Genomic DNA, 24,726 nt, shown 5'->3' with positions numbered 1-24,726 from the left:
CGTCCCCCCCCCTCCGGGCCCCGCCCGCGGTCAGAGCTGGTCCAGCCCGTACTGGCGCAGGCGATCCAGGTCCAGCACCTTGATCTGGTTGTACGACAGCGCCAGCACCCCTTGGTCCGCCAGCGTCTGCAGCGCCTGGTTGACCCGCTGGCGCGACAGGCCGGTCAGGTAGCCGAGTTCTTCCTGTGAAATCGCCAGCGTCAGGTCGGTGGACGGATACAGCTGCGGGTTGAACAGTTGCGCCAGCGACTGCGCCACGCGCGCATCGGCGTCCAGCAGGCGATGGTTCTGGATCGAGGCGATGAACTCGCCCATGCGGTCGTTCAGCTGGCCGATGACGAAATGCGAGAACGGCAGGCTGGCCGCCAGCAGCGCATGGAAGGTGGCGGCCGGCACCAGCAGCACCAGCGACGGCTGGATCGCCACCACGTCGTACTTGCGCAGCTCCCGCTTGATGACGCTGCCCTCGCCGAACCAGCCGCCCGGCGGCACTCCCGAGAACGTGCAGCTGCGTCCCGACTCGTTGTAGATCGCCAGCTTCAGCAGGCCGCTGTGCACCCCCAGCCAGTAATCCGACGGCGCATTGCGGCGCGCGATCCAGGCGCCGCTGGCCACATGTTCGGCACGCGCCGTGGCCAGCACCAAATCCTGGTGCGGCGCGTCCAGCGTGGCGAACCAGGCGCAGCCGCGCAGCAGTCCGGCCAGCTCGGCCGGGGAAACAATGTTTGAAACATCGGACATGGAAAGAACCGTGTAAAACTGCGGGTTGGGCGCCCGAAAAAAGGTCTGTCATGCAGGCGACAGACACCATTTTCCGGCGGCCGATAAGCTAGGGGGTACCAACCTTCAAAGGAGCCTCGCACAGGCAGGTAATCGGCCGCCAGGCGTCGTTGCGCTCACCTTGCGTGGCAAAGCCACGCGGCGGCGACCACGCCTGGCGGCCGATTACCTGCCTGCCCGTAGGGTGAGCGCCAAAATGAGCGCCTCTCTACGTTGCGAATGCTCGCCGTGGTCCCGCCACGACTGCGCTTCGCGCCTTGATAGTCGCTCATTTTGGCACTCATGCGAGGCTCCTTTGAAGGTTGGTACCCCCTGGCAAGCAGCGGGATTCGCATCCACGATCAACCCAGGCGATCCAGATCAAGTTTCCCGCATAAAAGCATATCCGGGCGCCCCCGCGCCCCACAGGAGACAAGCATGAGCAGCCTGTTCGACCACGGCCTGGCACGCCGTGACGCCAACTACGAACCCCTCACCCCGGTCGACTTCATCGCCCGCGCCGCGCAGGTCTATGGCAACCGCCTGGCCGTGGTGCACGGCGCCGTGCGCCGCACCTGGGCCCAGACCTACGAGCGCGCGCAACGCCTGGCCGGCGCGCTGGCCGCCGCCGGCATCCAGCGCGGCGACACGGTGGCGGTGATGCTGCCGAACATCCCCGCCATGATCGAGGCGCACTTCGGCGTGCCGATGCTGGGCGCGGTGCTCAACACCCTCAACACGCGCCTGGATACGCCCAGCGTCCTGTTCATGCTGGGCCACGGCGAGGCCCGCGCGCTGATCGTCGACACCGAATACGCCGAGCTCGCGCAGCGCGCCCGCGCCGAATTCCCGCACCTGAAAGTGATTTCGGTGCACGACCTGGACGGCGCCCCGGCCACCCTGCCCGGCGCTACCGACTACGAGGCCTTCCTGGCCGCCGCCCCCGCGACCTTCGACTGGCGCCCGCCGGCCGACGAATGGGACGCGATCGCGCTGAACTACACCTCCGGCACCACCGGCGATCCCAAGGGCGTGGTCTACCACTACCGCGGCGCCTACCTGAACGCCGTCAGCAACATCCTCGAATGGGACATGCCCAAGCATCCGGTCTACCTGTGGACGCTGCCGCTGTTCCACTGCAACGGCTGGTGCTTCGCCTGGACCGTGGCGGCGCGCGCCGGCGTCAACGTCTGCCTGCGCAAGTTCGATCCCAAGATCGTGTTCGACCTGATCCGCGCCGAGGGCGTGACCCACTACTGCGGCGCGCCCATCGTGCAAAGCGCGCTGGCCAACGCGCCGGCCGAGCTGCGCGCCGGCATCCGCCACACCGTGCGCACCATGGTGGCCGGCGCCGCGCCCGCGCCGGCGGTGATCGCCAAGATGAAGGAAATCGGCTTCGAGCTGACCCACGTCTATGGCCTGACCGAGGTCTACGGCCCGGCCGCCGTGTGCGCCCCGCAGGAAGCCTGGAACGACCTGGAAGACGAGCAGCGCGCGCTGCTGACCGCGCGCCAGGGCGTGCGCTACCACCTGCAGGCCGGCGTCTCGGTGCGCAACCCCGACACCATGGAGGAAGTGCCGGCCGACGAGCAGACCGTGGGCGAGATCATGTTCCGCGGCAACATCTGCATGAAGGGCTACCTGAAGAACGAACGCGCCACTGACGAGGCCTTCAGCGGCGGCTGGTTCCACACCGGCGACCTGGGCGTGATGACGCCCGACGGCTACATCCGCATCAAGGACCGCAGCAAGGACATCATCATCTCCGGCGGCGAGAACATCTCCAGCATCGAGGTCGAGGACGCCCTCTATCGCCATCCGGCCGTGGCCGCCGTGGCGGTGGTGGCCATGCCCGACCCGAAATGGGGCGAAACGCCCTGCGCCTTCGTCGAGCTCAAGCCCGGCCACAACGCCACCGCCGAAGAGATCATCGCGCACTGCAAGCTGCTGCTGCCCGGCTTCAAGGTGCCGCGCGCGGTGCGCTTTGGCGAACTGCCCAAGACCTCGACCGGCAAGATCCAGAAATTCGAACTGCGCGCCGCGGTGGGTTCCACCCGCGCCATCGACGCCACCTGATTCCCTTCCTACCCGGAGCTCCGACGCCATGACGTACCAAGCCCCCGTGAAAGACATGCTGTTCGTGCTGAACCACCTGGCCGGCCTGCCGCAGGTGGCGGCGCTGCCGCAATATGCCGAAGCCACGCCCGACACCGCCCAGGCGGTACTGGAGGAAGCCGCCACCTTCGCCGGCGACGTGCTGGCGCCGCTGAACCACCCCGCCGACCGCGAGCCCAGCGCCTGGCGCGACGGCGCCGTCACCACCTCGCCCGGCTTCAAGCAGGCCTTCCGCCAATACGCCGAAGCCGGCTGGCAGGGCATGACGCACCCGGTCGAATACGGCGGCCAGGGCCTGCCCGGCCTACTGGGCGCGCCCTGCTCCGAAATGCTCAACGCCGCCAACCTGTCGTTCGCCCTGTGTCCGCTCTTGACCAACGGCGCGGTCGAGGCGCTGCTGACGGCCGGCTCGCCCGAACTGCGCGAGCGCTTCATCGGTCCGATGCTGTCGGGCCGGTGGACCGGCACCATGAACCTGACCGAGCCGCAGGCCGGCTCCGACCTGGCGCTGCTGCGCACCCGCGCCCAGCCGGTCGGCGACGGCACCTACCGCATCTCGGGCACCAAGATCTTCATCACCTACGGCGAGCACGACCTGGCCGAGAACATCGTCCACCTGGTGCTGGCGCGCCTGCCGGACGCGCCCGAGGGCGTGAAGGGCATCTCGCTGTTCCTGGTACCCAAGTTCCTGGTCAACGACGACGGCTCGCTGGGCGCGCGCAACGACGTTACCTGCGTGTCGATCGAGCACAAGCTGGGCATCAAGGCCAGCCCCACCGCCACGCTGCAGTTCGGCGACGCGGGCGGCGCCATCGGCTACCTGGTGGGCCAGGAAAACCGCGGCCTGGACGCCATGTTCATCATGATGAACGCGGCCCGCTTCGCCGTCGGCGTGCAGGGCATCGCGGTGGCCGACCGCGCCTACCAGCACGCGCTGGCCTACGCCGCCGAACGCGTGCAGAGCCGCCCGGTGGACGGCTCCTCGCGCGAGGCCGTGCCGATCATCCAGCACCCGGACGTGCGCCGCATGCTGGGCACCATGCGCGCCCTGACCGAGGCCGGCCGCGCGCTGGCCTACTACACCGCCGGCCACGCCGACCTGGCGCACGCCAGCGCCGATCCGGCGGCGCGCGCCCGCCACCTGGCGGTGCAGGAATTCCTGGTACCGATCGTCAAGGGCTGGTGCACCGAAGCCTCCATCGACGTCGCCAGCCTGGGCGTGCAGGTGCACGGCGGCATGGGCTTCATCGAGGAAACCGGCGCCGCCCAGTACTACCGCGACGCCCGCATCCTCACCATCTACGAAGGCACCACCGCGATCCAGGCCAACGACCTGGTCGGCCGCAAGACGCTGCGCGATGGCGGCGCGGTGGCGCAGGCGCTGATCGAGGAGATCCGCAAGACCGAGGAAGCGCTGCAGGCGCGCAGCGAACCGGCCGCGCGCCTGGTGCTGACGCCGCTGCGCCAGGGCCGCCTGGCGCTGGCCAACACGGTCGACTTCGTGGTGGCCAACGCCGCCGCCCATCCCAACGCGGTGTTCGGCTCGGCCGTGCCCTACCTGCTGCTGGCCGGCACGGTGCTGGCCGGCTGGCAGATGGCGCGCGCGCTGCTCGCGTCGCTGGACCACCTGGACGAGGACCCGGCCTTCCACCAGGCCAAGATCGCCACGGCCCAGACCTACGCGCTGCACAAGCTGACCCAGGCGCCCGGCCTGGCGGCGGTGGTGGCGGGGTCGAACGAGTACGCCGTGCAGCCATGAGCGTGGTCGACGCCGGATCGCGCATCGACGCGCTGGTGGCGCTGGGCGCGTCGGCGCCGCTGGTCCGGCTGGCCAGCGGCGACTGCGTGCATCCGTTGCTGCGCGGCGCGTGCCTGGGTCCGCCGTTCCACTCCTATCACGGCGCCCGCGCGCCGCAAGGGGCGCCGCTGTGGGACGATGGCGACCACGTCTACGCCCTGCGAGGCACGGCGACCGGCCGCGAGTTCATCCGGTTCAGTATCGAAGACCCGCAATCCGTCGACGTGCTGGCCCTGACGGAACAGGGATTCTGGGCGCACCGCTTCGACTTCCTCTATGAAACCGATGCGCCGCTGGACGACTTGCGGGCCGCCGCCGGCGCGGTGCAATTCCGCCACGTCGAGGCCTACCTGGCCGCGCGCGAGGCATTCGAAGACCCGCCGGGCCACGTCCCGACGCATCGGGATTGGCTGACGCGGACAATCGCCAGCATCGACCGGCGCGCGCTGGCGCCTTGAGCCTGGCGGGGGCCCGCGCATCCTTTTTTCCTGACCGCGCGGCGCTGTTGCGCTGTCGAACCCCGGTTGGCGGCGCGGTTAAACATATAACCAAAAAGAATAAATAAAAGAAATAAACATATCTAAAATTATTAAGCGGACATCGGAAATCCTGCCCGCGGGCAAGACGCCAGCCGTACCAAGGCGTAGTTCAGGACCCTTCCCCCATGCTTCGCAAGCTGCTTTCCGCCGCGCTCATCGCCACCGCTTTCGCCGTTGCCCCCGCCCACGCCGCGCCGCCCGCGCTGGAAATCGGCTACCTGCCGATCCTGCCGGACGCGCAATTGTTCGTGGCGCTGGAAGAAGGCACCTTGCAGGCCAAGGGCGCGCCCGCGCCCAAGCTGGTGCAGTTCCAGAGCGGCCCCGCGCTGACCCAGGCGCTGCTGGCCGGCCAGTTGGACGTGGCCTACGTCGGCATCGGCCCGGCGCTGGTGGCCAGCGCCAAGGGCGCCGGCATCAAGGTGGTGGCTTCCAACATCGTCGAGCAGGTCAACGTGGTCGCGCTGGGCGCGCTGGCGCCGTATTTCGCCTCGGGCGATGCGGCCACCGCGTTCGCCCGCTTCGCCAAGGACAAGGGCAGAAAGCCCGTCATCGCCAGCTACCCCAAGGGCGCCGTGCCCGAGGCCGCGCTGCAATACTGGCTGCGCAACCGCCTCAAGGCCGACCCGGCCAGCCTGGAACTGATCTACCAGGGCGAGGCGCAGATCCAGCAGTCGCTGCTGACCGGCGCCATCGACGGCGCCGCCATCCTCGAACCCACCGTCACCACCGTGCTGACCCGCGCGCCCGATTCGCGCGTGGTGGCGCGCGGCTCGCAACTATTCCCGAACCAGCCCGGCGCCGTGCTGCTGGTGCGCGACAAGCTGATCGCCGAGCACCCCGAGGCCGTGCAGCAACTGGTCGACGCCCAGCTCGCCGCCACCGCCCTGCTCAAGAACGATCCGGCCCGCGCCGCGGGCCACGTGCAGAAATACGTCGGCGGCGGCCGCCTGGACCGCGCGCTGGTCGAGAAGGCCATCCGCAATTCGCATGACCAGTTCGTGGCCGATCCGCACGCCATCGTCGACGCCACCGCCGAGCTGCAGACCTTCCAGGCCAGCCTGGGCACGGTCGAGGCCGCCAAGGTCGACGTCAAGCAGTTGTTCGACACCCGCTTCTACGACAAGGCCGGGAAGCCATGAGCCAGACCGCCCCCGCCCTGGCCGCGCCCGCGCCGCAAGCCCGCAAGGGCGCGCCGCCGGGGTTCGCCGCAGTGCGCCGCGCGGCTTACGGCATCGGCGGACTGGCCCTCTTCATCGCCATCTGGAAGGCCGCGCTGATCTGGCAATGGGCGCCCGCGGGCACCCTGCCCGATCCCTTCGCGCTGCCCGCCACGCTGGTCCAGGAATGGCAGTCGGGCCGGCTCCTGCCGGCCATAGGCTCCAGCCTGGTGCATTACTTCTGGGGCCTGGCCGCGGGCACCGCGCTCGGCTTCGGCGTGGGCCTGGCGGCCGCGACGCTGCCGCGCTTCGACCTGGCGCAAGCCTATCTGGCGCGCATCCTGCGGCCGATCCCGCCGCTGGCCTGGGTGGTGTTCGCCATCGCCTGGTTCAAGGTCAGCCATGCCGGCGCCGCCTTCGTCATCGCCATCGGCGTGTTCTGGGTCAACTACTTCGCCACCTACAGCGCGGTGCGCAACGTCGATCCGCGCTACTACGAACTGGCGCGCGCCTTCGGCCACGGCGGCTACCTGGCGCGCGCGCTGGGCGTGACGCTGCCGGCCATCGCGCCTGGCGCGCTGTCGGGCGTGCGCACCGGCATCGGCCAGGCCTGGATGACACTGATCGCCGCCGAACTGCTGGGCGTGCCCGGCATGGGCCAGGAAATGAATGCCGCCGCCGGCGTTGGCGCCTACGACGCGGTGGTGGTCTACATGCTGATCATCTCGCTGGTCTACACGCTGTGCGACCTGGCGTTCTCGATGGTCGAAAGCAAGGTGCTGCAATGGCGTCCGTGATCGAATTCTCGAAACTCTCGTACCAACATCCGGGCGCCGACGCGCCGGTGATCCAGGGCCTGTCGCTGGCGATCGAGGCGGGCAGCTTCGTGGCCGTGGTGGGCGGCTCGGGCGTGGGCAAATCCACGCTGCTGCGCGCGGCGGCCGGCCTGGCTGATCCCGCCAGCGGCGAAGTGCGCTTCCAGGCGCCCGCGCGCCCCGGGCGCCGCAGCCGCGCGGTGGTGTTCCAGGACAGCCGCCTGATGCCGTGGCGCACGGTCGGCGGCAACGTCGGCTATGGCCTGGAAGGATTGGGGCTGGACCGCCAGGAACGCCAACAGCGCATCGATGCCGCGCTGCAACTGACCGGCCTGGGCGACTACGGCCGCCGCTGGCCGCATCAGTTGTCCGGCGGCCAGGCGCAGCGCGTCGGCATCGCCCGCGCCTTGGCCGTCAAGCCCGACCTGCTGCTGATGGACGAACCCTTCAGCGCGGTCGACGCCATCACCCGCCGCAACCTGCAGCAGGAGCTGATCCGCGTGTGGCGGGCCTCCGGCGCGGCGGTGCTGTTCGTCACCCACGACATCGAGGAAGCGGTGTTCCTGGCCGACAAGGTGGTGGTGCTGGGCGGCCGCCCGGCCAACATCGCGGGCCACTACGACATCGACCTGCCGCGGCAGCGCGACCGCGCCGATCCGGCGTTCGCGCGGCAGGTGGCGGCCATCGCCCATACGCTCGAACATCACTGAGCGGAACGCGCCGGCGTCCCCTCACGCCCGCCGCGCAACCGCGCAGTCCGGCGCCGCCTTGCGTGGCAGCGTCAGTGCCCAGAACAGCGTCGCCGCCAGGCTCAGCCCCAGGCCCAGCGCGCAGACGCCCAGCCAGCCCGCGCGCGCATAGACGAAGGTCGAGGCGATCGACCCGAGTCCGCTGCCCACCGCATAAAACATCATGTAGCCGCCGACCAGCCGGCTGTGCGCCTGCGCGCTGATGGAAAAGATCATGGCCTGGTTGGTCACGTGCAGCGCCTGCGCCGCGATGTCCAGCACCAGCACGCCCAGCGCCAGCGCCCACAGGCTGCGGTCCAGGAAGGCGATCGGCGCCCAGGCCAGGCACAGCAGCGCCAGGCCCGCGCCGGTGGTCAGTTGCCCATGGCCGCGATCGGCCAGCCGCCCCGCCCGCGCCGCCACCAGCACCCCGGCCACGCCCACCAGCCCGAACGCGCCCACCGCGGTGTGCGTCAGCGAATACGGCGGCGCGCTCAGCGGCAGCACCAGCGCCGTCCAGAACGCGCTGAAGACGGCGAACATCAACAGCGCGATCATGCCGCGCACCCGCAGCACCCGTTCACTCGCCAGCAAGGTGAACATCGAGCGCAGCAGCGCGCCGTAGCCCAGTCCCGCGGTCGGCAAGGCGCGGCGCGGCAGCCAGCGGGCCAGCGCCAGCGCCAGCAACGCGGCCAGGCCGGCGGACACCAGGTAGACCGCGCGCCATCCCCACAGGTCGGCCACGGCGCCCGCCAGGGTCCGCGCCAGCAGCAGGCCGATCACCACGCCCCCCTGCACCGCGCCCACCACCCGCCCGCGTTCGCCCGGCGCGGCCAGCGCCGCCGACAGCGCCAGCAGGCCCTGCGTCATGGCGGTGCCGAGCAAGCCCAGCGCCAGCATCCCGGCCAGCAGCCACGGCGCGGCGGACGCCAGCGCCACCGCGGCCAGCGCCAGCACCAGCAGCCCCAGTTGCGCCAGCATCAGGCGGCGCCGGTCGAGCAGGTCGCCCAGCGGCACCACCAGCACCAGCGCCAGCGCGCAGCCCAGCTGCGTCGCGGTGACGACGATGCCCACCGCGCCCTCGTGCAGGCGGAACTCGCGGCCCATGGCGTCCAGTAGCGGTTGCGCGTAGTAGACGTTGGCCACGCTCAAGGCGCAGGCCACGGCCAGCAGCAGCACCAGGGCGGCGGGCAGGCGATCGGCGGATGGCGTGGCGGGCGCAGATGCAGCAGATGCCGTGGATGCAGCGGATGCCCCGGATGCCGCAGAGGCCGCGAATGCCGCGGATGCTGTGGATTCGTTGGACGCCGTGGATGCCGGCGATGAAGGCGATGAAGGAGATGAAGGAGATGAAGGAGATGAAGGAGATGAAGGAGATGGCGGAGCAGCAGGGGCAGGATCGGTCTGGTCTGGCATGACGGCCTAAGGTAGTTTCATTACAAAACCAGAATGCTAGACCTTTAGGTTTTATAATGCAACCAAACATTCGACATCTCTCCCCGCCGCGATGCGCGGCAAAGGTCAGGACGACATGGTCAAACGCACCAGTCTCGAAGGCGCCGCCTGCCCGGTGGCGCGCGCGCTGGACGCCATCGGCGACTGGTGGTCGCTATTGATCGTGCGCGACGCCTTCGACGGCGTGCGCCGCTTCGGCGAATTCCAGAAAAGCCTCGGCGTGGCCAAGAACATCCTCAGCGACCGCCTGCGCACCCTGGTCGCGCACGACATCCTGGCGGCCGCGCCGGCGTCCGACGGCAGCGCCTACCAGGAATACGTGCTGACGGAAAAAGGCCAGGCGCTGTTTCCCGTCATCGTCGGCCTGCGCCAATGGGGCGAAGACCATTACTACGGCCCCGACGAGCCGCACTCCACGCTCATCGACCGCAAGCGCGGCCAGCCGGTGCGGCGCCTGGAGATCCGCGCCCAGGACGGCCGCGCGCTGGCGCCGGACGACACCGTGGTGCGCAAGGTCGGCGCCGACCGCGCCTGACCCTGGCGCACGCCCCCTGCCATTGGCCGCTCAGGCAGTCGCCGCGCGCGGCGGCCGGCGAGCGGCCCGCGTCAGGCCGTGGCGGCCTGCGGCCACTGCCCCGTGGCCAGCGCGGTCGGCGAATAGCCGCCAAAGCGCCACCGCAGCGCCAGCGCGCCCGGCCTGGCCCGCACCCGCCGCACGTGGACGCGCCACAACCGCTCGGCCCCCGCGAAGGTGGCGATCTCCGGACTGTCCAGGATCACCTCGGCGCGCCCCGACACCTGCAACACGTCGCCGCGCTCGAAATCGATGAACAGCAGCCCGGCGCGCGGATTGAGCACCATGTTGCCCAGCGTATTGAAAAAGCGGTTGCCGGAGAAATCCGGGATCGTCAGCGTGTCGCCGTCGACGCGCACGAACCCCGGCATGCCGCCACGGTGCGAGACATCGATCCGGCGGCCGGCCTCGTCGGTATCTGCATAGGTCGCCACGAACAGCGTGTCGGCGCGCGCGATCAGCGCCCGGTCGGCCTCGGCCAGACCGGTCCGCTCGCGCGCCGCCCCCGGAAAGCGCAGCGCCGGCGAGCGCGAGAAATGAAAATCGCGCGCCTGGATGTACTGCGGGCAGTTGCCGAACGACTCGGCCACCGTGACCGCGAAACGCCTGCCGTCCCACGCGATGATGCGGCCGTTCATGCGGTTGCGGCGGCGCGTGTGCAGTTCGATGCCCAGCAGGCCCACCGGCCGGTCCGGCCCCAGGCCGGCGCGCAGCGGATCATCGGCATCCGGCAGCGCGGTCACCTGCAGGGTCCGTGGGTCGGGCGACACGGCGAAGCCCGGCTCGCCCTCCAGCACGCCGGCCCAGGGATCGCCCTGGCCATCGACCGCGCCGGCCACCAGGAACGGCAGTTGCGCGAAGAAAGCGCGGTGCTGGTCCGGCATGTACGGGCGGATCACTTTGGCGCCCACCTGCGCCATGCGCTCGGCCATGCCGATATGCGCCTGCAACCGCAGTTCGCCCGCGTGCCAGGGCGCCGCGGCCGCGGCCGGCTGGCCGGTCGCCGTCGTGGCGGCCGTCGAACCGCCGGCCGGCGCGGCGCCAAGCGGACTCGTCGTGGTCGTATTCATGTCAGGCTCCTTGCGCGCGGACGCTTGCGTTCACGCCGCCCGCAATCCCACGGGAGACGCCACCATCGGCACGAAGCGCGGCAGCGCCTCGATCCGCGCCAGCCAGTCGCGCACCCGCGGATAATCCGCCAGCGACACGTTGCCTTCCGGCGCATGCGCCACGTAGGTGTAGCAGGCCACGTCGGCCAGCGTCGGCGCGGCGCCGGCCAGGTAGCCGGTGGCCGCGAGCTCCCGCTCCATCACCGCCAGCAAGGCATGCGCGCGCGCCAGCGTGGCCGGCACGTCATACGGGGCGCCGAACACCGTCACCAGCCGCGCCGCGGCCGGGCCGGCCGCCAGCGGGCCGGAGGCGGCCGACAGCCAGCGCTGCACCGCCGCCGCGCCCACCGCGTCCTCGGGCAGCCAGGCCTGGCCGTTGTAGCGCTTGCACAGGTACACCAGGATCGCGGTGGAATCGGCCACCACCACGCCGTTGTCGTCGATCACCGGCACCTGGCCGAACGCGTTCAGCGCCAGGAACTCGGGCCGCTTCTGCGCGCCGCTGCGCAGATCGACTTCGACATTGCGGTGCGGCACATCCAGCAGCGACAGCATCAGGGCCACGCGGTGCGAATGGCCGGACAGGGGAAAACTGTAGAACGTCAGGGGAGCGGCGGACATGGGGTATCTCGGATAGCGGAAACAGGCCTCCATCTTGAACCGCCCGTGCCCGCCGGGGAACGGCCATGGCGCGCAAGACACCATTGCCGCCAGTGAAAGGATCACGCCGGCAGGGCCGCCAGGTCGCGGCGCAGCGCGTCGACGCAGAAGTCGACGAAGCTGCGCACCTTGGCCGAACTCTTGCGCCCTTCCGGATACACCACGTGCACCGGCAACGGCGCCATTTCGTAGTCGCGCAGCACCACCTGCAAAGCGCCGCTGGCCAGGTCGCGCGCCACCTGGTAGGACACCACCTGGGTCAGCCCCCAGCCCTCGCAGGCCGCCGCCACCGCAGCCTGGAACGAAGTCACGGTCAACTGCGATGCCAGCGGCAGGCGCCGCGGCTGGCCGTCCTGCAGGAAACGCCATTGCGCGCCGCGCCCTTCCATCGCCGCCGTGATGGTGCAAAAGCGCGCCAGCGCGTCGGGACTGTCGGGCGTGCCGTGGCGCTGCAGGAAGTCGGGCGAGGCGCACACCACCCGCCGCACCTGCCCCACCGGCACCGCCGTCAGGGTGGAGTCGGGCAAGGCGCCGATGCGCACCGCCACGTCCACGCCCTCGTCCAGCAGGTTCACCACGCGGTCCACCAGCAGGGCGTTCACCGATACCTCGCGGTGCTGGCGCAGGTAGCCCAGCACCGCCGGCATCACGTGCAGTTCACCGAAGCGCGCCGGCGCGGTGATGTGCAGCGATCCGCGCGGCGCCGCCATCGCCCCGGCGGCGGCGTCGTCGGCCTGCTCCACGGCTTCAAGAATGGCGCGGCAGTCGGCCGCGTAGCGCTGGCCGGCTTCGGTCAGGCGCAGGCTGCGGGTGGTGCGCACCAGCAGCAGCGTGCCCAGCCGGCGCTCCAGCGCCGCGACGCTGCGCGTCACGCTCGGCGCCGACATCGCCAGCCGGCGCGCGGCGGCGGCGAAGCTCTGGGCCTCGGCCACCGCCAGGAAGACAGTCATTTCATGGAATCGGTTCAAGGCGCTCGGCCTCCTCGGAAGGGACGCGCGCCGGCAGGCCCGACATGGCCGGCAGCGCCGCGACGCTGTCGCGCACGCAGCGCCGCACGATATCGGCCAGGGCCGCGGCCACCGGACCGGGCCGGCCTTGCGCGTGATACAGCGACAGCGACAACGGCGGCAACGACGGCAGGCCCTGCTCGCCCGGCGCCATCACCCGCAACCCGGCGGGCAGCCCCAGCGGCGTGCGGACCATCAGCCCCAGCCCCGCGCTGACCGCCGCCCACAGGCCCGCCAGGCTGGGGCTGATGAAAGCCGAGGTCCAGGCGATGCCGGCGCGGTCCAGGGCATCGGTGGCGCGGCTGCGGAACAGGCAGGGCGCCTCGAACGCCACCAGCGGCCAGGCGCCATCGGCATCGCGCGCCGGGCCCGTCGCGGCCGGACCGATCCAGCACAGCGGCAGTTCAGCCAGCCGCTGGCCATGCGGCCGCGCCGCGTCATGGTCCCAGGCCAGCGCCAGGTCCAGTTCGCCCGCCGCCACGCGTTCGAGCAGCTCGGCATTGCGCGCCACCCGCGCTTCGATCCGCACCTGCGGATGGGCGCGGGCGAACTGGCCCAGCACGCGCGGCAGCAGGATCTCACCGAAATCCTCCTGCAGCCCCAGGCGCACCCGCCCCTGCAGGCGCGTGCCGCGCACCGCCACCGAAGCCTGATCGTTCAGATCCAGCAGCCGGCGCGCGTACGCCAGCATGGTCTCGCCCGCGTCGGTCAGCGCCAGGCCCCGGCCGGCCTTGCGCAGCAGCGGCACGCCGGCCTGTTCCTCGAGTTTTTTCAACTGCGCGCTGACGGCCGAAGTCGAACGCCCGAGGCGGTCGGCCGCGCGGCCGAAGCTGCCCAGCTCCACCCCCGCGACGAAGCTGCGCAGCACGTCCAGGTCAAAGGTGACAGGCCTGATCATCCTGTTTTTCAAAACCTTTAATTAAAAATTTCCCGATTTTCAGAATGATGTTACGGGCGCAGACTTTGCCGCGTCAATCCCATCTGGAACCGTCATGTCCCTGCCCGCCTCCGTGCTTTCCGCCCCAACCCCTGCCGTGCGTCCCGCCCACCGCTGGAAGGTGCTGTCGGTGGGGGTGGCCGCCAATGCTGCCTTCTCCGCGGCGGCGGCCGGCCTGCCCGCCACCGCCGTCTTCCTGCGCGCGGACTATCAACTGGACAACGACGCCCTGGGCCTGGCGCTCGGCGTGCTCGGCCTGGGCGTGGCGTTGTTCGAGCTGCCCTGGGGCCTGCTGGCCGACCGATGGGGCGACCGGCCGGTGCTGCTGGGCGGCCTGGGCGCGACGGCCGCGGCGCTGGCCTGGATGAGTCTGTTCGCCGCGCCGGCCCACGGCGTCGCGCCCGCCTTGTGGCTGCTGGCGCTGGGCCTGCTGCTGGTGGGCGTGATGGGCGGCAGCGTCAACGGCGCCAGCGGTCGCGCGGTGATGGCGTGGTTCGACGAAGGCGAGCGCGGCCTGGCGATGAGCATCCGCCAGACCGCCGTGCCGCTCGGCGGCGGACTGGGCGCGCTGGTGCTGCCCTGGCTGGCGTCGCGGGCCGGTTTCGGCGCGGTCTTCGGCCTGCTGGCCGGCCTGTGTGCGGGCGCCGCGCTGCTGACGCTGGGATGGCTGCGCGAGCCGGATCGGGCGCACCCCGCCACGGCGGCCGGCTCCGCCGCCGCCTCCCACGCCGGCGGCAACACCCCGACAACCACCCCGCCCTCCCGAGCCGCCACCCACACGCCGATCGCCGCCGCGTCGAGCCCCCTGCGCGACGCCAGGGTATGGCGCGCGGCGGTGGCGATCGGCCTGCTCTGCTGCCCGCAATTCGCGGTGCTGACGTTCGCCACCGTATTCCTGCATGACTTCAGCGGCGCCGGCATCGCCACGCTGACCGCCGTGATGGTGGCGGTGCAACTGGGCGCCATGGTGGCGCGCATCGCCAGCGGCCGCTGGACCGACCGCCACGGCAATCGCCGCGCCTACCTGCGCGGCTGCGTCTGGCTGGGCTGTGTGTTGTTCGTGGCGCTGGCGGCCGCGGCCTGGCTCCAGGGCACGGTCCCCGGCAACCGCGCGGCGCTGCTTGCCGTGCCGGTGCTGCTGGCCGCCGCCGGCATCTGCGCCTCGGCCTGGCACGGCGTGGCCTACACCGAACTGGTCACGCTGGCCGGCGCCGCCCGCGCCGGCACCGCGCTGGGGCTGGCCAACACCTGCGGCTACCTGGGATTGTTCCTGACGCCGCTGGCGCTGCCGCGGCTGGTGGCGGCCGCGTCCTGGCCGCTGGCCTGGCTGGCCGCCGGCGGCGCCATGCTGGCAATCTTGCCGCTGTTGCCGCGACCGGCACGGCCGTGAATGCGCGTCGACCGGCACGCATCGACCAACGCCGCCGCTAGTCCTTGAATTCCTGCCGCAGCCACGCCAGGAACGCCTTGACCGGCGGATGGCGCTCGCGCCCCGGCGCGCACAGCGCGGTGTAGGCCGCGCCGGCCACGCTGACCTCGGGACGCAGCGGCACCAGCGTGCCGGCCGCGACACTATCCGAAACCATGACCGAACTGGCCAGCACCAGTCCCTGCCCCGCGATGGCCGCCTGCAACGCGTAGTGCTCTTCCGCATAGGCGTGCAGCGCCGCCGGTTTGCGCCAGGCCGGCAGCCCGGCCGCCTCGCACCACTGCAGCCAGCCCTCGTCATACAGCGCCGAATCGCGCCAACGCACGGTCACCAGCGCGGGGCGCGCCCGCCGCGCCTGCGCCACCACCGCGGGCGCGCCGTAGACCCCGAACCGCTCCTGCAGCGTGCACGCCGCGTGCAGCAGGGGATAGCGCTGGCGGCTGTAGCGGATCGCCACGTCGACGCTGGCGTCCTGCAGCAGGTCGATCGTCTCGGCCTGCGCCTGCAGGCGCAATTGGTACTGCGGATAGGCCTGGTAGAAGCGGCCCAGCCGCGGCACCAGCCAGAGCGCCGCGAACGAATGCGTGGTGGACAGCGTCAGCGCGCCGGCCGCGCTGGCCGGCCGCAGCGCATCCAGCGTCTGGGCGATGTCCAACAAGGCGCCGTGCGCGCTGGCGAACAGCCGCGCCCCGGCGTCGGTCAGGCGCACGCCCTGCGGCACCCGGTCGAACAAGGCCACGCCGGCGTGGCGCTCCAGCGCCTTGATCTGATGCGAAACCGCCGTGGGCGTCACGGCCAGCTCGGCCGCGGCCGCCTTGAAGCTGCGCAAGCGCGCGGCGGCCTCGAAGGCGCGCAGGGCGGTGACCGGCAGGGAAGCAAACATGGCGTGCCATCCAGATGAATTCAACTCATCTTAGCCAAGAAATCCTCGTTTGTCCCGATGCGCGCCGCTGCGTAAATTTTGCCTCGTAGCTTCCCTTTTCGTTTCACTCATCGAGGCATCCAAACATGAATCCATCTCATCAATCCAAGCGCCTGCTGATCCTGGCCGGCAGCCCTCGCCGCGACGGCAACAGCGCCGCGCTCGGCGCCGCGGCACAACGCGGCGCGCAGGCTGCCGGCAGCCACGCCAGCCTGCTGTTCCTGGACGACTACATCAAGGGTTTCCTGCCGGACCTGCGCCATGCCTCGGCGCCGGACGACCGCTACGCCGAGCTGTTCCTGGAACACTTCCTGCCCGCCGACGGCGTGCTGTTCTGCACCCCGCTCTACTGGTACGGCATGTCGGCGCAGACCAAGGCATTCTTCGACCGCTCGTTCACGCATTACGCCGGCACCGGCCCCGAACCCGAGGCGGTCAAGGCGCGCATGGCCGGCAAGCGCCTGGCCCTGGCGGTGGCGTCCGAGGAAACCTATCCCGGCGCGATCCTGGGCGTGGTGCACCAGGTGCAGGAATTCGCGCGCTACACCCACGCCGATTTCGTCGGGGTGGTTCACGGCGCCGGCAACAGCCGCGGCGAGATCGCGGCGGATCCCCGCAATCCGTTGCTGGCGGCCGAAACACTGGGCGCCGAATTCTTCACGCGGAAATACTCGGACTATCGGCTAGAGACGCCACGCAGTCACAACGTATGGGCGTCGCCCCCGCCAGCCGCCGCTCCCCGCGGCTGAGCCAGCCCAGGGCGATCGGCCACAGCGTGTCGCGAAAGCGGTCATGGAAAAAGGCGAAATGGCCGATCGCGTCCAACCCCAGCGAGGCCGGCGCCAGGCGCAGGTGGGTGCGGGCGCTGCCGGTGAAATACGCCAGCAGCCGGGCGATGGCAGCCTCGGTGCCGAATTCGTCATCGGTGACGCTGAGCGCCAGGATCGGGGCGGTCACCGCCGCCATCGCGGCGACGCGGCGATCCGGCCCGCCGCGCCCCTCGAAGCGCGCGCCCATGAAACTCCAGTCACGCACCACCCCGCGCGGCGTGTCCTCCAGCCAGCCCAGCCGACGCCCGGGGAAGTAACCCAGGCAGGCGGCCAGCAGCGGCATCACCACATGCCACTTGGCCAGCATGCGCAGGCGCTGGCCGGCGGCGTAGTCGCGCCAGTAGGCATATTGCGCCCCCATGGTGAAAATCCGCCGCAACCCGCTGGCCGACGGCGCCAGCCCGGTGACGAAGCCGCCGATGCTGTGGGCCACCACGTCCACCGGCTGGCCCGGAAAATGGTGGCGCACATACCCCAGCACCGCCTCGAAATCCTTCTCGCCCCAATCCATCCAGGACGCCCGGAAACCGCGCAGCGACGCCGGACGCGACTCGCCGATGCCGCGATAGTCGTAGGTCAGCACATCGAAACCGTGTTGGTGCAGGTAGGCCGCGAAGCGCGCGTAATAGCGGCAGCGCACCGAGGTGGCGGCATTGATGACCACCACCGGACGCGGGCCGGCCGGATCGGGGTCGGCGTGGCGCCACACGTAGCCTCCCAGCGGCACGCCGTCCGCGGCGCGCAGCGTGATGCGTTGCGAGTCCATCTTCACATTCCCATGAATCAATCAATACGGCGTCAACGGACGCCACATGAAGCGATTAAATCCGGTAAAAACTGTGAATTCAACCGATCATTCATCGCTCATTACATGATCCGTAGGAATGTCATTCGGCCGGTTTGCGGGCCGCCGATCGACGCAGCACGCCGGGCGGACTGCCATAGACCTGCTTGAACACCCGCGTCAGGTGCGCCTGGTCGGCAAATCCCACCGCCAGCGCCGCCTCGGCCAGCGGCAGCCCGCCGCGCAGCAGCGCGCGGGCGCGCGCCACCCGCCAATTGCGCAGCCAGGCCTGCGGCGGCAGACCGTAGCGGCGCGCGAACTGCTTGACCAGGGTGCTGCGGTGGCGGCCATCGGTCCGCGCCAGCGCCTCCAGGTCGGGCGCGCAGGCGGGATCGGCGCGCATCCTTTGCCACAGCAGTTCGCACACGTCGGCGCCATCTCGCGCCGCCTCGGCGGGCGCCCGCCCATGCGCCGCCAACAGCCGGAACAGCGCCGCCGACAGGTCGCCGCGGCGCGCCGCGTCATCGGTATGGTCAGGCGCCAGCGCGGCCAGCCATTGCGCGCACAGGGGGGCATCGCGGATCACCGGCCCGGGCAGGTCCAATCCGCCCTCGCGCAGCGCCAGGGCGTGCTGCTGGAACCAGGCCGGCTCGATGTACGCCATGCGGTAGGCGAGCAGGCCGGCCGACGTGCCGCCGGTATGCACCTGGCCCGGCGCGATCACCACCAGATCGCCCTCGCCCGCCTCGAAGGGGCGGCCGTGCACCGTGAAGGCGCAGCGCCCGCGCGCGATGGCGCCGATCGACCAGGCGTCGTGGAAATGCGCGTCATACCGGTAGGCGCGCAGGTCGGCGATCAGCACATCGCCGGGCAGGCCGGCGCCGCAATGCCAGATATGTTGGGAAACCGCCATTGGAAAACCGCCAGTGAAAAACGCTCGGGCGCGGCCTCGGCAAGCCCGGCCACTGGCGACAGGCTACCCGAAATAGTCCCCTTCCGCGGCCAACGACCGCGCCAGCAGCCACACATTGCGCGGATGCTCGCCCACCCGCCGGACCGCATAGGGCCACCAGTCCGCCCCGAATGGCAGGTACACCCGCACGGCGTAGCCCAGGCGCCGCAGCGCCAGTTGCCAATCGGGCCGCACGCCATAGAGCATCTCGAACTCGAACTCGTCCGCCCCCCACCCCCGCTCGCGCGCCAGGGCCATGATGGCGCCGGCCAGGCGGTCGTCATGGGTGCCGAAGACCGGAAGGAAGCCGGCCGCGCGCGCCTGGGGCGACAGCATGATGGCGGCCGCGTCCAGATAGGCCTGGTCGATATGGGCGCGGCCGGCATGATCCAGCGCGCGTTCCGGGAACGCCCCCTTGACCAGCCGCAGCGAGGTGCGCTGGCCGATGGCCCAGACCAGGTCGACCGGCGTGCGGCGTCGACGCGCCTGCAGCGTCAGGCCGGCGGGCAGGCCGGCGCCCAGCAGTTCCGCGTGCAAGGCGCAGGTGCGTTCGCGCAGGCCCGAGTCCTCCATGTCCAGCACCACCCAGTCGCGCCCGCCGCCCGCGGCCTGGCGCGCCGCCGCCGCGATGCGCCGGGCATTGCCGCGCCCCAGCGCATCGTCGCGCATGTAGCCAATGGCGGTGGGATCGATCGATACGTGCACGTCCAGCCCCGCCCGGCCCAGCGCGGCGCAGGCCTGCATGGCCTGCTGCGTGTTGTGTTCGATCGCCGCCGGGTCGGCCACGTATTCGCCCAGGTAGAACAGCGAAGCGCGGATGCCGTGCGCCTCGCGCAGCCGCGCGGCGGTGCGCACCGCCGCCTCGACATCGGCGCCGCCGACGAAGCGGCGCGCCAGCGAGGTGCGCGCGGCCAATGCGCGCATGGCGCGCCCGGCGCCCGGGCTGCGCGCCAGGGCGATGGCGGTTTTCTGGAAAAGGCTCATGGGCTCTCCGTTCAAAGAGAGCCACTATGCGGCGCCGGCCCCGTCCCGTCTTGAACGGGAGTGAACCGCGCCGGCGCGCGTCACGCCTTGCCGGCTGCCAGCGCGGCGGCCCGGGCGCGGCCGAACAGCGGCCGCTGCACCGTCTGCGCCAGCAGCACGCCCAGCAAGGTCACCGCGCCGCCCAGCAGGTGGTAGGAATGCAGTTGCTCGCGCAGCAACACGAACGCGGCCAGCGCGGTGAACAACGGCAGCAGGTTGATGAAGATGCTGCAGCGGTTCGGCCCCAGGCGGTGCACGCCCTCGATCCACAGGAACGACAGCAGCACCGAAGAGAAAATGCCGGCATACAGGATCAGCGGAATCGTCTTCATGTCCAGCGCCGCCTGCGCGGGCGGCACCCGCAGGTACAGCGGCAGCATGTACAGCAGCGCGAAAATCGACTGCACGAAGGTCGACTGCCACGCCGGCAGCGGCACTTTCCAGTGGCGCAGCAGCACGCCGTACAACGCGTAGGAAAACGCCGCCATCAGCATCAGGCCGTCGCCCACGTGGATGCCGTGCTGAAACACGCTCAGCATCTCGCCCTGCCCCACCAGGTACAGCAGGCCCAGGAATGACAGCGCGCCGCCGACCGCCATGCCCAGGGTCAGCGGATCGCGCAGGATGACCACGCTCAGCAGCATGCTCAGCAGCGGGATCAACGCGGTCAGGATCGCCATGTTGGTGGCGGTGGTGGTCTCGGCGGCGCGGTACGACAGCGCCTGGAACAGCGCCGACGACAGTCCGCCGTACAGCGCCAGCTTGGGCCAGTGGCGCAGGATCACATGGCGGTTGCGCCAGGCCGGCACGGCGGTGAACAGGCCCATGATCGCCAGCGCCAGGATCAGCCGGTAGAACGTGATGGCGGTGGGCGAAATGGCGCTGGCCGCCATCTTCGAGACGATGACATTGCCCGCCCAGAACAGGATGGCGAACAATGGAAACAGGTAGGACATGATGGGTTCACTCGCGGAAGGGGAATCGGCTCTCCGCCGCGGCGCGCGGCGCCGCGCAGGTGGCGGATGACCGGTATCCTATTGAGCGTGCGAGCGCCCGTCTGCCGATGAACAGGCAGGGACTATCTTGAAATGGACATTCCCGAGGCCGCCGTATCCCAGGCCGTCGTGGGCGGCGAATGCAGGCCTGGGAAGCAGAGCCCCAGGCAGCGGAGGCCCGGGAAATACAGGCCCGCGAAGTGCCGGCCCGCGAAGTGCCGGCCCGCGAGTTGCAGCCCCCCGCGGCGCGGCCCCACCCTCAGGGTCTGAACGGCAGCGGATCCAGCGGCGTATCCAGCCCCCCCATCTGCGCCGTCAGCAGCGCCGCGCTGCCGCAGGCCAGGGTGAAGCCAAGCGCGCCCTGGCCGATGTTCAGCCACAGGTTGTCGGCGGCGGAACTGCGTCCGATCAGCGGCTTGCCGGTGGGCGTGGCCGGACGCAGCCCGGCCCAGGGAATCGCCTGCGCCAAATCCAGCGCCGGAAACGCCTCGCGCACCTGGCGCTTGAGCAGCGCGATGCGAGCCGGATCGATGTCGGCATTGGCGCTGCCGATGTCCACCATGGCCGCGATCCGCAGCACCCCGCCGACCCGCGCATAGACGATGCGGCGCTCGTAGTCGGTGACGCTGATGCGCGGCGCCACGGTATCGTCGTCCGCCAGCGGCACGGTCAGGCTGTAGCCCTTGAGCGGATACAGCGGCACATCGTGGCCCAGCGGTTGCAGCAAGGCGCGCGTGCCGATGCCCGTGGCCAGCACCACCGCGTCCGCGCCGATGTCGCCGTCCTGGGCGCGCACCGCGACGATACGCCTGCCCTCGCGCTGCAGGCCGGCGACGGGATTGGACATGGCGCACTGCACGTTGGGCAGCGCTTGCAGCCGCTCGAACAGCGCCTGCGTGAATTGGCGGCAGTCGCCCGCCTCTTCGCTCGGGGTGTAGATGGCGCCGGCCAGGCTGGCGCCCATGCCGGCCAGCGCCGGCTCGCGCTGCAACGTCTGGGCGGCGTCCAGCACCTGCTGCTCGGCGCCGTGGGCCGCCTGGTAGGCGACCAGCGCGCGCGCCTTGTCCAGCAGGGCCGCGCTGCGGTAGGCGATCAGCTTGCCGTTGCGCAGATGGCCGAATTCCAGGTTTTCCTGTTCCAGCAAGGCATGCATGGCGTCGCGGCTGAGAAAGGACAGCGCCTGCAATTGCGCGGTGGACTCGCGCGCCACCGAGGCGCGACAGGCCAGCGCGAAGCGCAGGCACCAGCGCCACTGATGCGGGTCCAGCCGCGGCCGGAAACGCAGCGGCGAATCCTCGCGCAGCAGCCAGCCCGGCACGCTCGGCAACACGCCCGGCCCGGCCAGCGGCGCGACGTAGCTGTAGCTGAGCTGGCCGCCGTTGGCGTAGCTGGAAACCTCGGCCGGATGGGCGTGGCTGTCGACCAACACGACGTCATGGCCCTGGCGCGCCAGGAAGTAAGCGGAGGTCACGCCCACCACGCCGGCACCGATTACGCAAACGCGCATACCCTGCTTCCAAATAAGAAAATGGCAACGGTCTTATTCTGAAGCGGGGGACGGATGACCGCAAATCACCAAAGCCCCAGCACCCATAACCCGGCCTCATGGTCCCGGCCCGGACGACCGACTTGGACCACCAGCCCCGGGCAACCGGCGCGGGCGATCGGCACGGGAATCAGGCGGCGCGATGCAGCCTGATGATGGCCGCGGCGGTCGGATCGCGCACCAGGTCCGCCAGGGTGTAGCCATTGAGCGCGTCGTAGAACGCCTGCAGGGTCTGCGCCAGCACCCCCGCCAGGCGGCAGGCGCCGTCCAGCGCACAGGGCGGCTCGCCGCAGTCGATCAGCGGGCCCTGCTGTTCCAGTTCGCGCACCAGGTCGCCCAGCCGGTACTCGGCGGCCGGGCGCGCCAGCGCCAGGCCGCCGCCCTTGCCGCGCGCCGTGCTGACCCAGCCGCGCTGCGACATGAAGTGCACCACCTTGACCAGGTGGTTGCGCGACAGGTCGAAGCGCGTGGCGATCTCCGGAATGGTGACCGCCGCGGGCCGGTCGCGGCACTGCGTCAGGTACATCAGGACGCGCAGGCCGAAGTCGGTGAATCGGGTCAGTTGCATGGGCGCCAGGATACACCGGTCAGGCCGGCGCGCCGCCGCTGCCGAAGGCCTCGGCGTGAATGCGGTCCGGCGCCACGCCCAGCGCCAACAGCGTTTCGCGCTGCGCCCGCATGAAACCGGACGGGCCGCACAGGTAGTAATCGGCATCCGGCATAATGGCCTCGTCGCGGATGGCGCGCAGGTCGACCCGGCCATGATGGTCGTAGTCGCGGCCCGGGCGGTCGCCGCCGCCGACTTCCTCGTAGAACACCGCCTTGCGCACGTTGCCGCGGCTCGCGACGATGGCATTGACGTGGTCTTTCATGGCGTGCACCGCCTGGTTGCGACAGCCATGCACGAAGCGGATCTGGCGCGGATCGTCGGTCGCCACCAGATGATTCAGGATCGACACCATGGGCGTCAGCCCCACCCCGCCGCTCAGCAGCACCACCGGCGCGGCGCTGTCTTGGCGCAGGTGGAAGTCGCCCTGCGGCGGCGCCACATCCAGCACGCCGCCTTCCTCCAGGCGCTCGTGCAGCGCATTGGACACGCGTCCGGCTGGCCCGTGCGCGCCGCCCGATTCGCGCTTGACCGAGATCCGCAGGCGGTCCTGGCCCGGCGCGTCCGACAGGCTGTACTGACGCGGCTGCATCAGGCCCAGCTCCGGCACGTACACGCGCACCGACACATACTGGCCGGGGAGATAGGCCGGCACCGCGCCGCCATCGGCCGGCGCCAGGTAGAACGAGGTGATCTCGGCGCTTTCGGGCTGCTTGCCGACCACGCGGAAGGCGCGCCAGCCAGTCCAGCCGCCCGGCTTGGCGGCCGAATCCCGGTACAGCCGGGCCTCTTCGGCGATCAGCATGTCGGCCAGCTGGCCATAGGCGGCGGCCCAGGCATCCACCAGAGCGTCGGTGGCGGCCTCGCCCAGCACCTCGCGGATCGACGCCAAGAGATGCTTGCCCACGATCGGATAGTGCTCGGGGCGAATGCCCAGGCTGACGTGCTTGTGGACGATGCGGGTCACCACCGGCGCCAGCACCGAGGGATCGTCGATGTGTTCGGCATAGGCCGCGACCGCGCCGGCCAGCGCCTGCTGCTGTTCGCCGCCCGCCTGGTGGCCCTGGTTGAACACGTGCTTGAGTTCCGGATTGTGCTGGAACATGCGGGCGTAGAAGTGACGGGTCAGGGCCACGCCATGGGTTTTCAGGACCGGGGCCGTGGCCTTGACCATGGCGCGGATTTGCGGGCTCAACATCGACTGCTCCTTGTGCTGCGGACGGCGCCGGCGCCATCCCTTTTTTAAACATGCATTAATAATACATGTTTAAGTGCGGCGCACAAAACCATCCTTGCCCTCAACCGGCCTGCCCCGTCCATTCGCCCAGCAGGCGGCGCGCTGGCCAGGCACATCCCGCCGCCGCGCGCCAGCCGATGCGGACCGGCGCCGGGTCCGCGCCGCGCCAGGCCGCCGCCATCACCCAGTCGCCGCCGAGCCCCCAGCACATCGCCTGCCAGCGGCCCGCCGGCGGACGCAGCGCCAGCCGGCCCGAGGCCGCCGGCGTCAGGCCGATCGACGCCATGTCCGCCGGAAAATCCAGCCCGGCCGCCTTGACGAAGGCTTCCTTGAGTGTCCACAACATATAGAACCGCTCCAGCCGCGCGGCCGTATCGGCGGCCTGCGCCAGCCAGGCCCGTTCCGGTTCGCTGCAGACCCAGGCGGCCAGCGCGGCGGTATCGCGCGCCCGCACCCGCTCCAGGTCCACGCCCACGGCCCAGTCCCGCGGCGCCTGGGCGCAGAGGGCGTGGCCGCCACTATGGCTGAGCGACAGGGCATGGGCCGGGTGCGCGTCCGCCCGCACCTGCTGCAGCAAGGCGCGGCTGACCTGCCAGTCATCGCGCGCCTTGGCCGAGCGCAGCGCCGACGCGCGTCGCGCGTCCGCCGCCGAGAGCAGATCTGGCTGATAATCAGCGGCCGCGCCTTGGTCCGCCCACCACAAGGAAAGTTCCCCAGGAATCACGGCTTCACGTCACAATTTGGTAAA

Annotated in this window: 25 protein-coding genes; 10 read left to right on the top strand and 15 right to left on the bottom strand. The window is 70.7% G+C overall.

Going from position 1 to position 24,726, the window contains the following annotated elements; all coding sequences use genetic code 11:
• Positions 1 to 30 precede the first annotated feature (30 nt).
• Entirely contained in the window at positions 31 to 741 is a 711-nt protein-coding gene (locus tag ABFG95_RS25175; RefSeq protein WP_348995027.1) for a Crp/Fnr family transcriptional regulator, read from the bottom strand.
• A gap of 456 nt (positions 742 to 1,197) precedes the next feature.
• Here ABFG95_RS25175 and ABFG95_RS25170 point away from each other — a divergent pair, with 456 nt between their 5' ends.
• From ABFG95_RS25170 to ABFG95_RS25145, 6 genes are all read left to right on the top strand, one after another.
• Complete coding sequence (locus ABFG95_RS25170) at positions 1,198 to 2,835, top strand: acyl-CoA synthetase (protein ID WP_348995026.1); 1,638 nt, start codon at positions 1,198 to 1,200, stop codon at positions 2,833 to 2,835.
• Positions 2,836 to 2,863: 28 nt separating this feature from the next.
• Positions 2,864 to 4,633 carry an acyl-CoA dehydrogenase gene (locus ABFG95_RS25165; protein ID WP_054416130.1) on the top strand — a complete coding sequence of 590 codons (1,770 nt, stop codon included), beginning with the start codon at positions 2,864 to 2,866 and terminating at the stop codon, positions 4,631 to 4,633.
• Positions 4,630 to 5,130 (top strand): hypothetical protein, encoded by a 501-nt coding sequence (locus tag ABFG95_RS25160; RefSeq protein WP_348995025.1) that lies wholly within the window; start codon positions 4,630 to 4,632, stop codon positions 5,128 to 5,130. The genes ABFG95_RS25165 and ABFG95_RS25160 overlap by 4 nt, the downstream gene beginning before the upstream one ends.
• Before the next feature lie 206 nt (positions 5,131 to 5,336).
• Complete coding sequence (locus ABFG95_RS25155; protein ID WP_054416131.1) at positions 5,337 to 6,350, top strand: ABC transporter substrate-binding protein; 1,014 nt, start codon at positions 5,337 to 5,339, stop codon at positions 6,348 to 6,350.
• Positions 6,347 to 7,165: an ABC transporter permease gene (locus ABFG95_RS25150; protein WP_231891719.1), complete on the top strand. Its 819-nt coding sequence runs from the start codon at positions 6,347 to 6,349 to the stop codon at positions 7,163 to 7,165. The genes ABFG95_RS25155 and ABFG95_RS25150 overlap by 4 nt, the downstream gene beginning before the upstream one ends.
• On the top strand, positions 7,153 to 7,893 hold the full coding sequence (locus tag ABFG95_RS25145; protein ID WP_175145678.1) for an ABC transporter ATP-binding protein: 741 nt from the start codon (positions 7,153 to 7,155) through the stop codon (positions 7,891 to 7,893). Before ABFG95_RS25150 ends, ABFG95_RS25145 begins: the two co-directional genes overlap by 13 nt.
• A 21-nt stretch (positions 7,894 to 7,914) precedes the next feature.
• On the opposite strand, the gene ABFG95_RS25140 is transcribed toward ABFG95_RS25145, so the two are convergent.
• On the bottom strand, positions 7,915 to 9,105 hold the full coding sequence (locus tag ABFG95_RS25140; protein ID WP_348996061.1) for an MFS transporter: 1,191 nt from the start codon (positions 9,103 to 9,105) through the stop codon (positions 7,915 to 7,917).
• A gap of 29 nt (positions 9,106 to 9,134) precedes the next feature.
• Here ABFG95_RS25140 and ABFG95_RS25135 point away from each other — a divergent pair, with 29 nt between their 5' ends.
• The gene (locus tag ABFG95_RS25135) at positions 9,135 to 9,329 is read left to right on the top strand and encodes a hypothetical protein (protein WP_348996076.1); all 195 of its coding nucleotides are present in this window, start codon (positions 9,135 to 9,137) and stop codon (positions 9,327 to 9,329) included.
• Positions 9,330 to 9,442: 113 nt separating this feature from the next.
• Positions 9,443 to 9,901 carry a helix-turn-helix domain-containing protein gene (locus ABFG95_RS25130; protein ID WP_054416236.1) on the top strand — a complete coding sequence of 153 codons (459 nt, stop codon included), beginning with the start codon at positions 9,443 to 9,445 and terminating at the stop codon, positions 9,899 to 9,901.
• Between the two features lie 71 nt (positions 9,902 to 9,972).
• On the opposite strand, the gene ABFG95_RS25125 is transcribed toward ABFG95_RS25130, so the two are convergent.
• From ABFG95_RS25125 to ABFG95_RS25110, 4 genes are all read right to left on the bottom strand, one after another.
• Positions 9,973 to 11,010, bottom strand: coding sequence for a pyridoxamine 5'-phosphate oxidase family protein (locus ABFG95_RS25125; protein ID WP_348995024.1), 1,038 nt, complete (start codon positions 11,008 to 11,010; stop codon positions 9,973 to 9,975).
• A 30-nt stretch (positions 11,011 to 11,040) separates the two neighbouring features.
• Complete coding sequence (locus ABFG95_RS25120; protein ID WP_020927112.1) at positions 11,041 to 11,670, bottom strand: glutathione S-transferase family protein; 630 nt, start codon at positions 11,668 to 11,670, stop codon at positions 11,041 to 11,043.
• 101 nt (positions 11,671 to 11,771) lie between these two features.
• A complete protein-coding gene (locus ABFG95_RS25115) occupies positions 11,772 to 12,659 on the bottom strand; it encodes a LysR family transcriptional regulator (protein WP_080684470.1) in 888 nt (295 codons plus the stop codon).
• A gap of 1 nt (position 12,660) precedes the next feature.
• Complete coding sequence (locus tag ABFG95_RS25110; RefSeq protein WP_348996060.1) at positions 12,661 to 13,611, bottom strand: LysR substrate-binding domain-containing protein; 951 nt, start codon at positions 13,609 to 13,611, stop codon at positions 12,661 to 12,663.
• A 97-nt stretch (positions 13,612 to 13,708) separates the two neighbouring features.
• Here ABFG95_RS25110 and ABFG95_RS25105 point away from each other — a divergent pair, with 97 nt between their 5' ends.
• On the top strand, positions 13,709 to 15,043 hold the full coding sequence (locus ABFG95_RS25105; protein WP_348995023.1) for an MFS transporter: 1,335 nt from the start codon (positions 13,709 to 13,711) through the stop codon (positions 15,041 to 15,043).
• A gap of 37 nt (positions 15,044 to 15,080) precedes the next feature.
• Here the strand turns inward: ABFG95_RS25105 and ABFG95_RS25100 are convergent, their stop codons facing one another.
• Positions 15,081 to 15,965 carry a LysR substrate-binding domain-containing protein gene (locus ABFG95_RS25100; RefSeq protein ID WP_054518896.1) on the bottom strand — a complete coding sequence of 295 codons (885 nt, stop codon included), beginning with the start codon at positions 15,963 to 15,965 and terminating at the stop codon, positions 15,081 to 15,083.
• 125 nt (positions 15,966 to 16,090) lie between these two features.
• Here ABFG95_RS25100 and ABFG95_RS25095 point away from each other — a divergent pair, with 125 nt between their 5' ends.
• On the top strand, positions 16,091 to 16,753 hold the full coding sequence (locus ABFG95_RS25095; protein ID WP_269888946.1) for an NAD(P)H-dependent oxidoreductase: 663 nt from the start codon (positions 16,091 to 16,093) through the stop codon (positions 16,751 to 16,753).
• Here ABFG95_RS25095 and ABFG95_RS25090 read toward each other — a convergent pair.
• The 8 genes from ABFG95_RS25090 to ABFG95_RS25055 form a co-directional block, all read right to left on the bottom strand.
• Positions 16,662 to 17,600, bottom strand: coding sequence for an alpha/beta fold hydrolase (locus tag ABFG95_RS25090; RefSeq protein ID WP_049074866.1), 939 nt, complete (start codon positions 17,598 to 17,600; stop codon positions 16,662 to 16,664). The genes ABFG95_RS25095 and ABFG95_RS25090 overlap by 92 nt on opposite strands.
• A 121-nt stretch (positions 17,601 to 17,721) precedes the next feature.
• Positions 17,722 to 18,531 (bottom strand): AraC family transcriptional regulator, encoded by an 810-nt coding sequence (locus ABFG95_RS25085; RefSeq protein ID WP_348995022.1) that lies wholly within the window; start codon positions 18,529 to 18,531, stop codon positions 17,722 to 17,724.
• 63 nt (positions 18,532 to 18,594) lie between these two features.
• Positions 18,595 to 19,554 (bottom strand): proline dehydrogenase family protein, encoded by a 960-nt coding sequence (locus ABFG95_RS25080; RefSeq protein WP_348995021.1) that lies wholly within the window; start codon positions 19,552 to 19,554, stop codon positions 18,595 to 18,597.
• An 80-nt stretch (positions 19,555 to 19,634) separates the two neighbouring features.
• Positions 19,635 to 20,549, bottom strand: coding sequence for a DMT family transporter (locus ABFG95_RS25075; RefSeq protein ID WP_348995020.1), 915 nt, complete (start codon positions 20,547 to 20,549; stop codon positions 19,635 to 19,637).
• Between the two features lie 298 nt (positions 20,550 to 20,847).
• Positions 20,848 to 22,095, bottom strand: a complete 1,248-nt coding sequence (locus tag ABFG95_RS25070) for a D-amino acid dehydrogenase (RefSeq protein ID WP_348995019.1) — start codon at positions 22,093 to 22,095, stop codon at positions 20,848 to 20,850.
• 169 nt (positions 22,096 to 22,264) lie between these two features.
• Positions 22,265 to 22,702, bottom strand: coding sequence for an Rrf2 family transcriptional regulator (locus tag ABFG95_RS25065; RefSeq protein WP_049074876.1), 438 nt, complete (start codon positions 22,700 to 22,702; stop codon positions 22,265 to 22,267).
• A gap of 19 nt (positions 22,703 to 22,721) precedes the next feature.
• Entirely contained in the window at positions 22,722 to 23,939 is a 1,218-nt protein-coding gene (hmpA, locus tag ABFG95_RS25060; protein ID WP_348995018.1) for an NO-inducible flavohemoprotein, read from the bottom strand.
• Positions 23,940 to 24,039: 100 nt separating this feature from the next.
• Positions 24,040 to 24,681 (bottom strand): 4'-phosphopantetheinyl transferase superfamily protein, encoded by a 642-nt coding sequence (locus ABFG95_RS25055; RefSeq protein ID WP_348995017.1) that lies wholly within the window; start codon positions 24,679 to 24,681, stop codon positions 24,040 to 24,042.
• Between the last annotated feature and the right edge of the window lie 45 nt (positions 24,682 to 24,726).

It is taken from the genome of Achromobacter sp. HNDS-1, assembly GCF_040084795.1.
Classification (GTDB): domain Bacteria; phylum Pseudomonadota; class Gammaproteobacteria; order Burkholderiales; family Burkholderiaceae_B; genus Achromobacter; species Achromobacter ruhlandii.
The sequence above is the reverse complement of the archived record's forward strand: the minus strand, read 5'-3'. Positions and strand labels throughout refer to the sequence as shown.

Coding starts and splice junctions, on each gene's coding strand:
- ABFG95_RS25175 (WP_348995027.1), bottom strand. CDS start 741: ATGTCCGATGTTTCAAACATTGTTTCCCCGGCCGAGCTGGCCGGACTG.
- ABFG95_RS25170 (WP_348995026.1), top strand. CDS start 1,198: ATGAGCAGCCTGTTCGACCACGGCCTGGCACGCCGTGACGCCAACTAC.
- ABFG95_RS25165 (WP_054416130.1), top strand. CDS start 2,864: ATGACGTACCAAGCCCCCGTGAAAGACATGCTGTTCGTGCTGAACCAC.
- ABFG95_RS25160 (WP_348995025.1), top strand. CDS start 4,630: ATGAGCGTGGTCGACGCCGGATCGCGCATCGACGCGCTGGTGGCGCTG.
- ABFG95_RS25155 (WP_054416131.1), top strand. CDS start 5,337: ATGCTTCGCAAGCTGCTTTCCGCCGCGCTCATCGCCACCGCTTTCGCC.
- ABFG95_RS25150 (WP_231891719.1), top strand. CDS start 6,347: ATGAGCCAGACCGCCCCCGCCCTGGCCGCGCCCGCGCCGCAAGCCCGC.
- ABFG95_RS25145 (WP_175145678.1), top strand. CDS start 7,153: ATGGCGTCCGTGATCGAATTCTCGAAACTCTCGTACCAACATCCGGGC.
- ABFG95_RS25135 (WP_348996076.1), top strand. CDS start 9,135: ATGCAGCAGATGCCGTGGATGCAGCGGATGCCCCGGATGCCGCAGAGG.
- ABFG95_RS25130 (WP_054416236.1), top strand. CDS start 9,443: ATGGTCAAACGCACCAGTCTCGAAGGCGCCGCCTGCCCGGTGGCGCGC.
- ABFG95_RS25125 (WP_348995024.1), bottom strand. CDS start 11,010: ATGAATACGACCACGACGAGTCCGCTTGGCGCCGCGCCGGCCGGCGGT.
- ABFG95_RS25120 (WP_020927112.1), bottom strand. CDS start 11,670: ATGTCCGCCGCTCCCCTGACGTTCTACAGTTTTCCCCTGTCCGGCCAT.
- ABFG95_RS25115 (WP_080684470.1), bottom strand. CDS start 12,659: ATGACTGTCTTCCTGGCGGTGGCCGAGGCCCAGAGCTTCGCCGCCGCC.
- ABFG95_RS25105 (WP_348995023.1), top strand. CDS start 13,709: ATGTCCCTGCCCGCCTCCGTGCTTTCCGCCCCAACCCCTGCCGTGCGT.
- ABFG95_RS25100 (WP_054518896.1), bottom strand. CDS start 15,965: ATGTTTGCTTCCCTGCCGGTCACCGCCCTGCGCGCCTTCGAGGCCGCC.
- ABFG95_RS25095 (WP_269888946.1), top strand. CDS start 16,091: ATGAATCCATCTCATCAATCCAAGCGCCTGCTGATCCTGGCCGGCAGC.
- ABFG95_RS25090 (WP_049074866.1), bottom strand. CDS start 17,600: ATGGACTCGCAACGCATCACGCTGCGCGCCGCGGACGGCGTGCCGCTG.
- ABFG95_RS25085 (WP_348995022.1), bottom strand. CDS start 18,531: ATGGCGGTTTCCCAACATATCTGGCATTGCGGCGCCGGCCTGCCCGGC.
- ABFG95_RS25080 (WP_348995021.1), bottom strand. CDS start 19,554: ATGAGCCTTTTCCAGAAAACCGCCATCGCCCTGGCGCGCAGCCCGGGC.
- ABFG95_RS25075 (WP_348995020.1), bottom strand. CDS start 20,549: ATGTCCTACCTGTTTCCATTGTTCGCCATCCTGTTCTGGGCGGGCAAT.
- ABFG95_RS25070 (WP_348995019.1), bottom strand. CDS start 22,095: ATGCGCGTTTGCGTAATCGGTGCCGGCGTGGTGGGCGTGACCTCCGCT.
- ABFG95_RS25065 (WP_049074876.1), bottom strand. CDS start 22,702: ATGCAACTGACCCGATTCACCGACTTCGGCCTGCGCGTCCTGATGTAC.
- hmpA (WP_348995018.1), bottom strand. CDS start 23,939: ATGTTGAGCCCGCAAATCCGCGCCATGGTCAAGGCCACGGCCCCGGTC.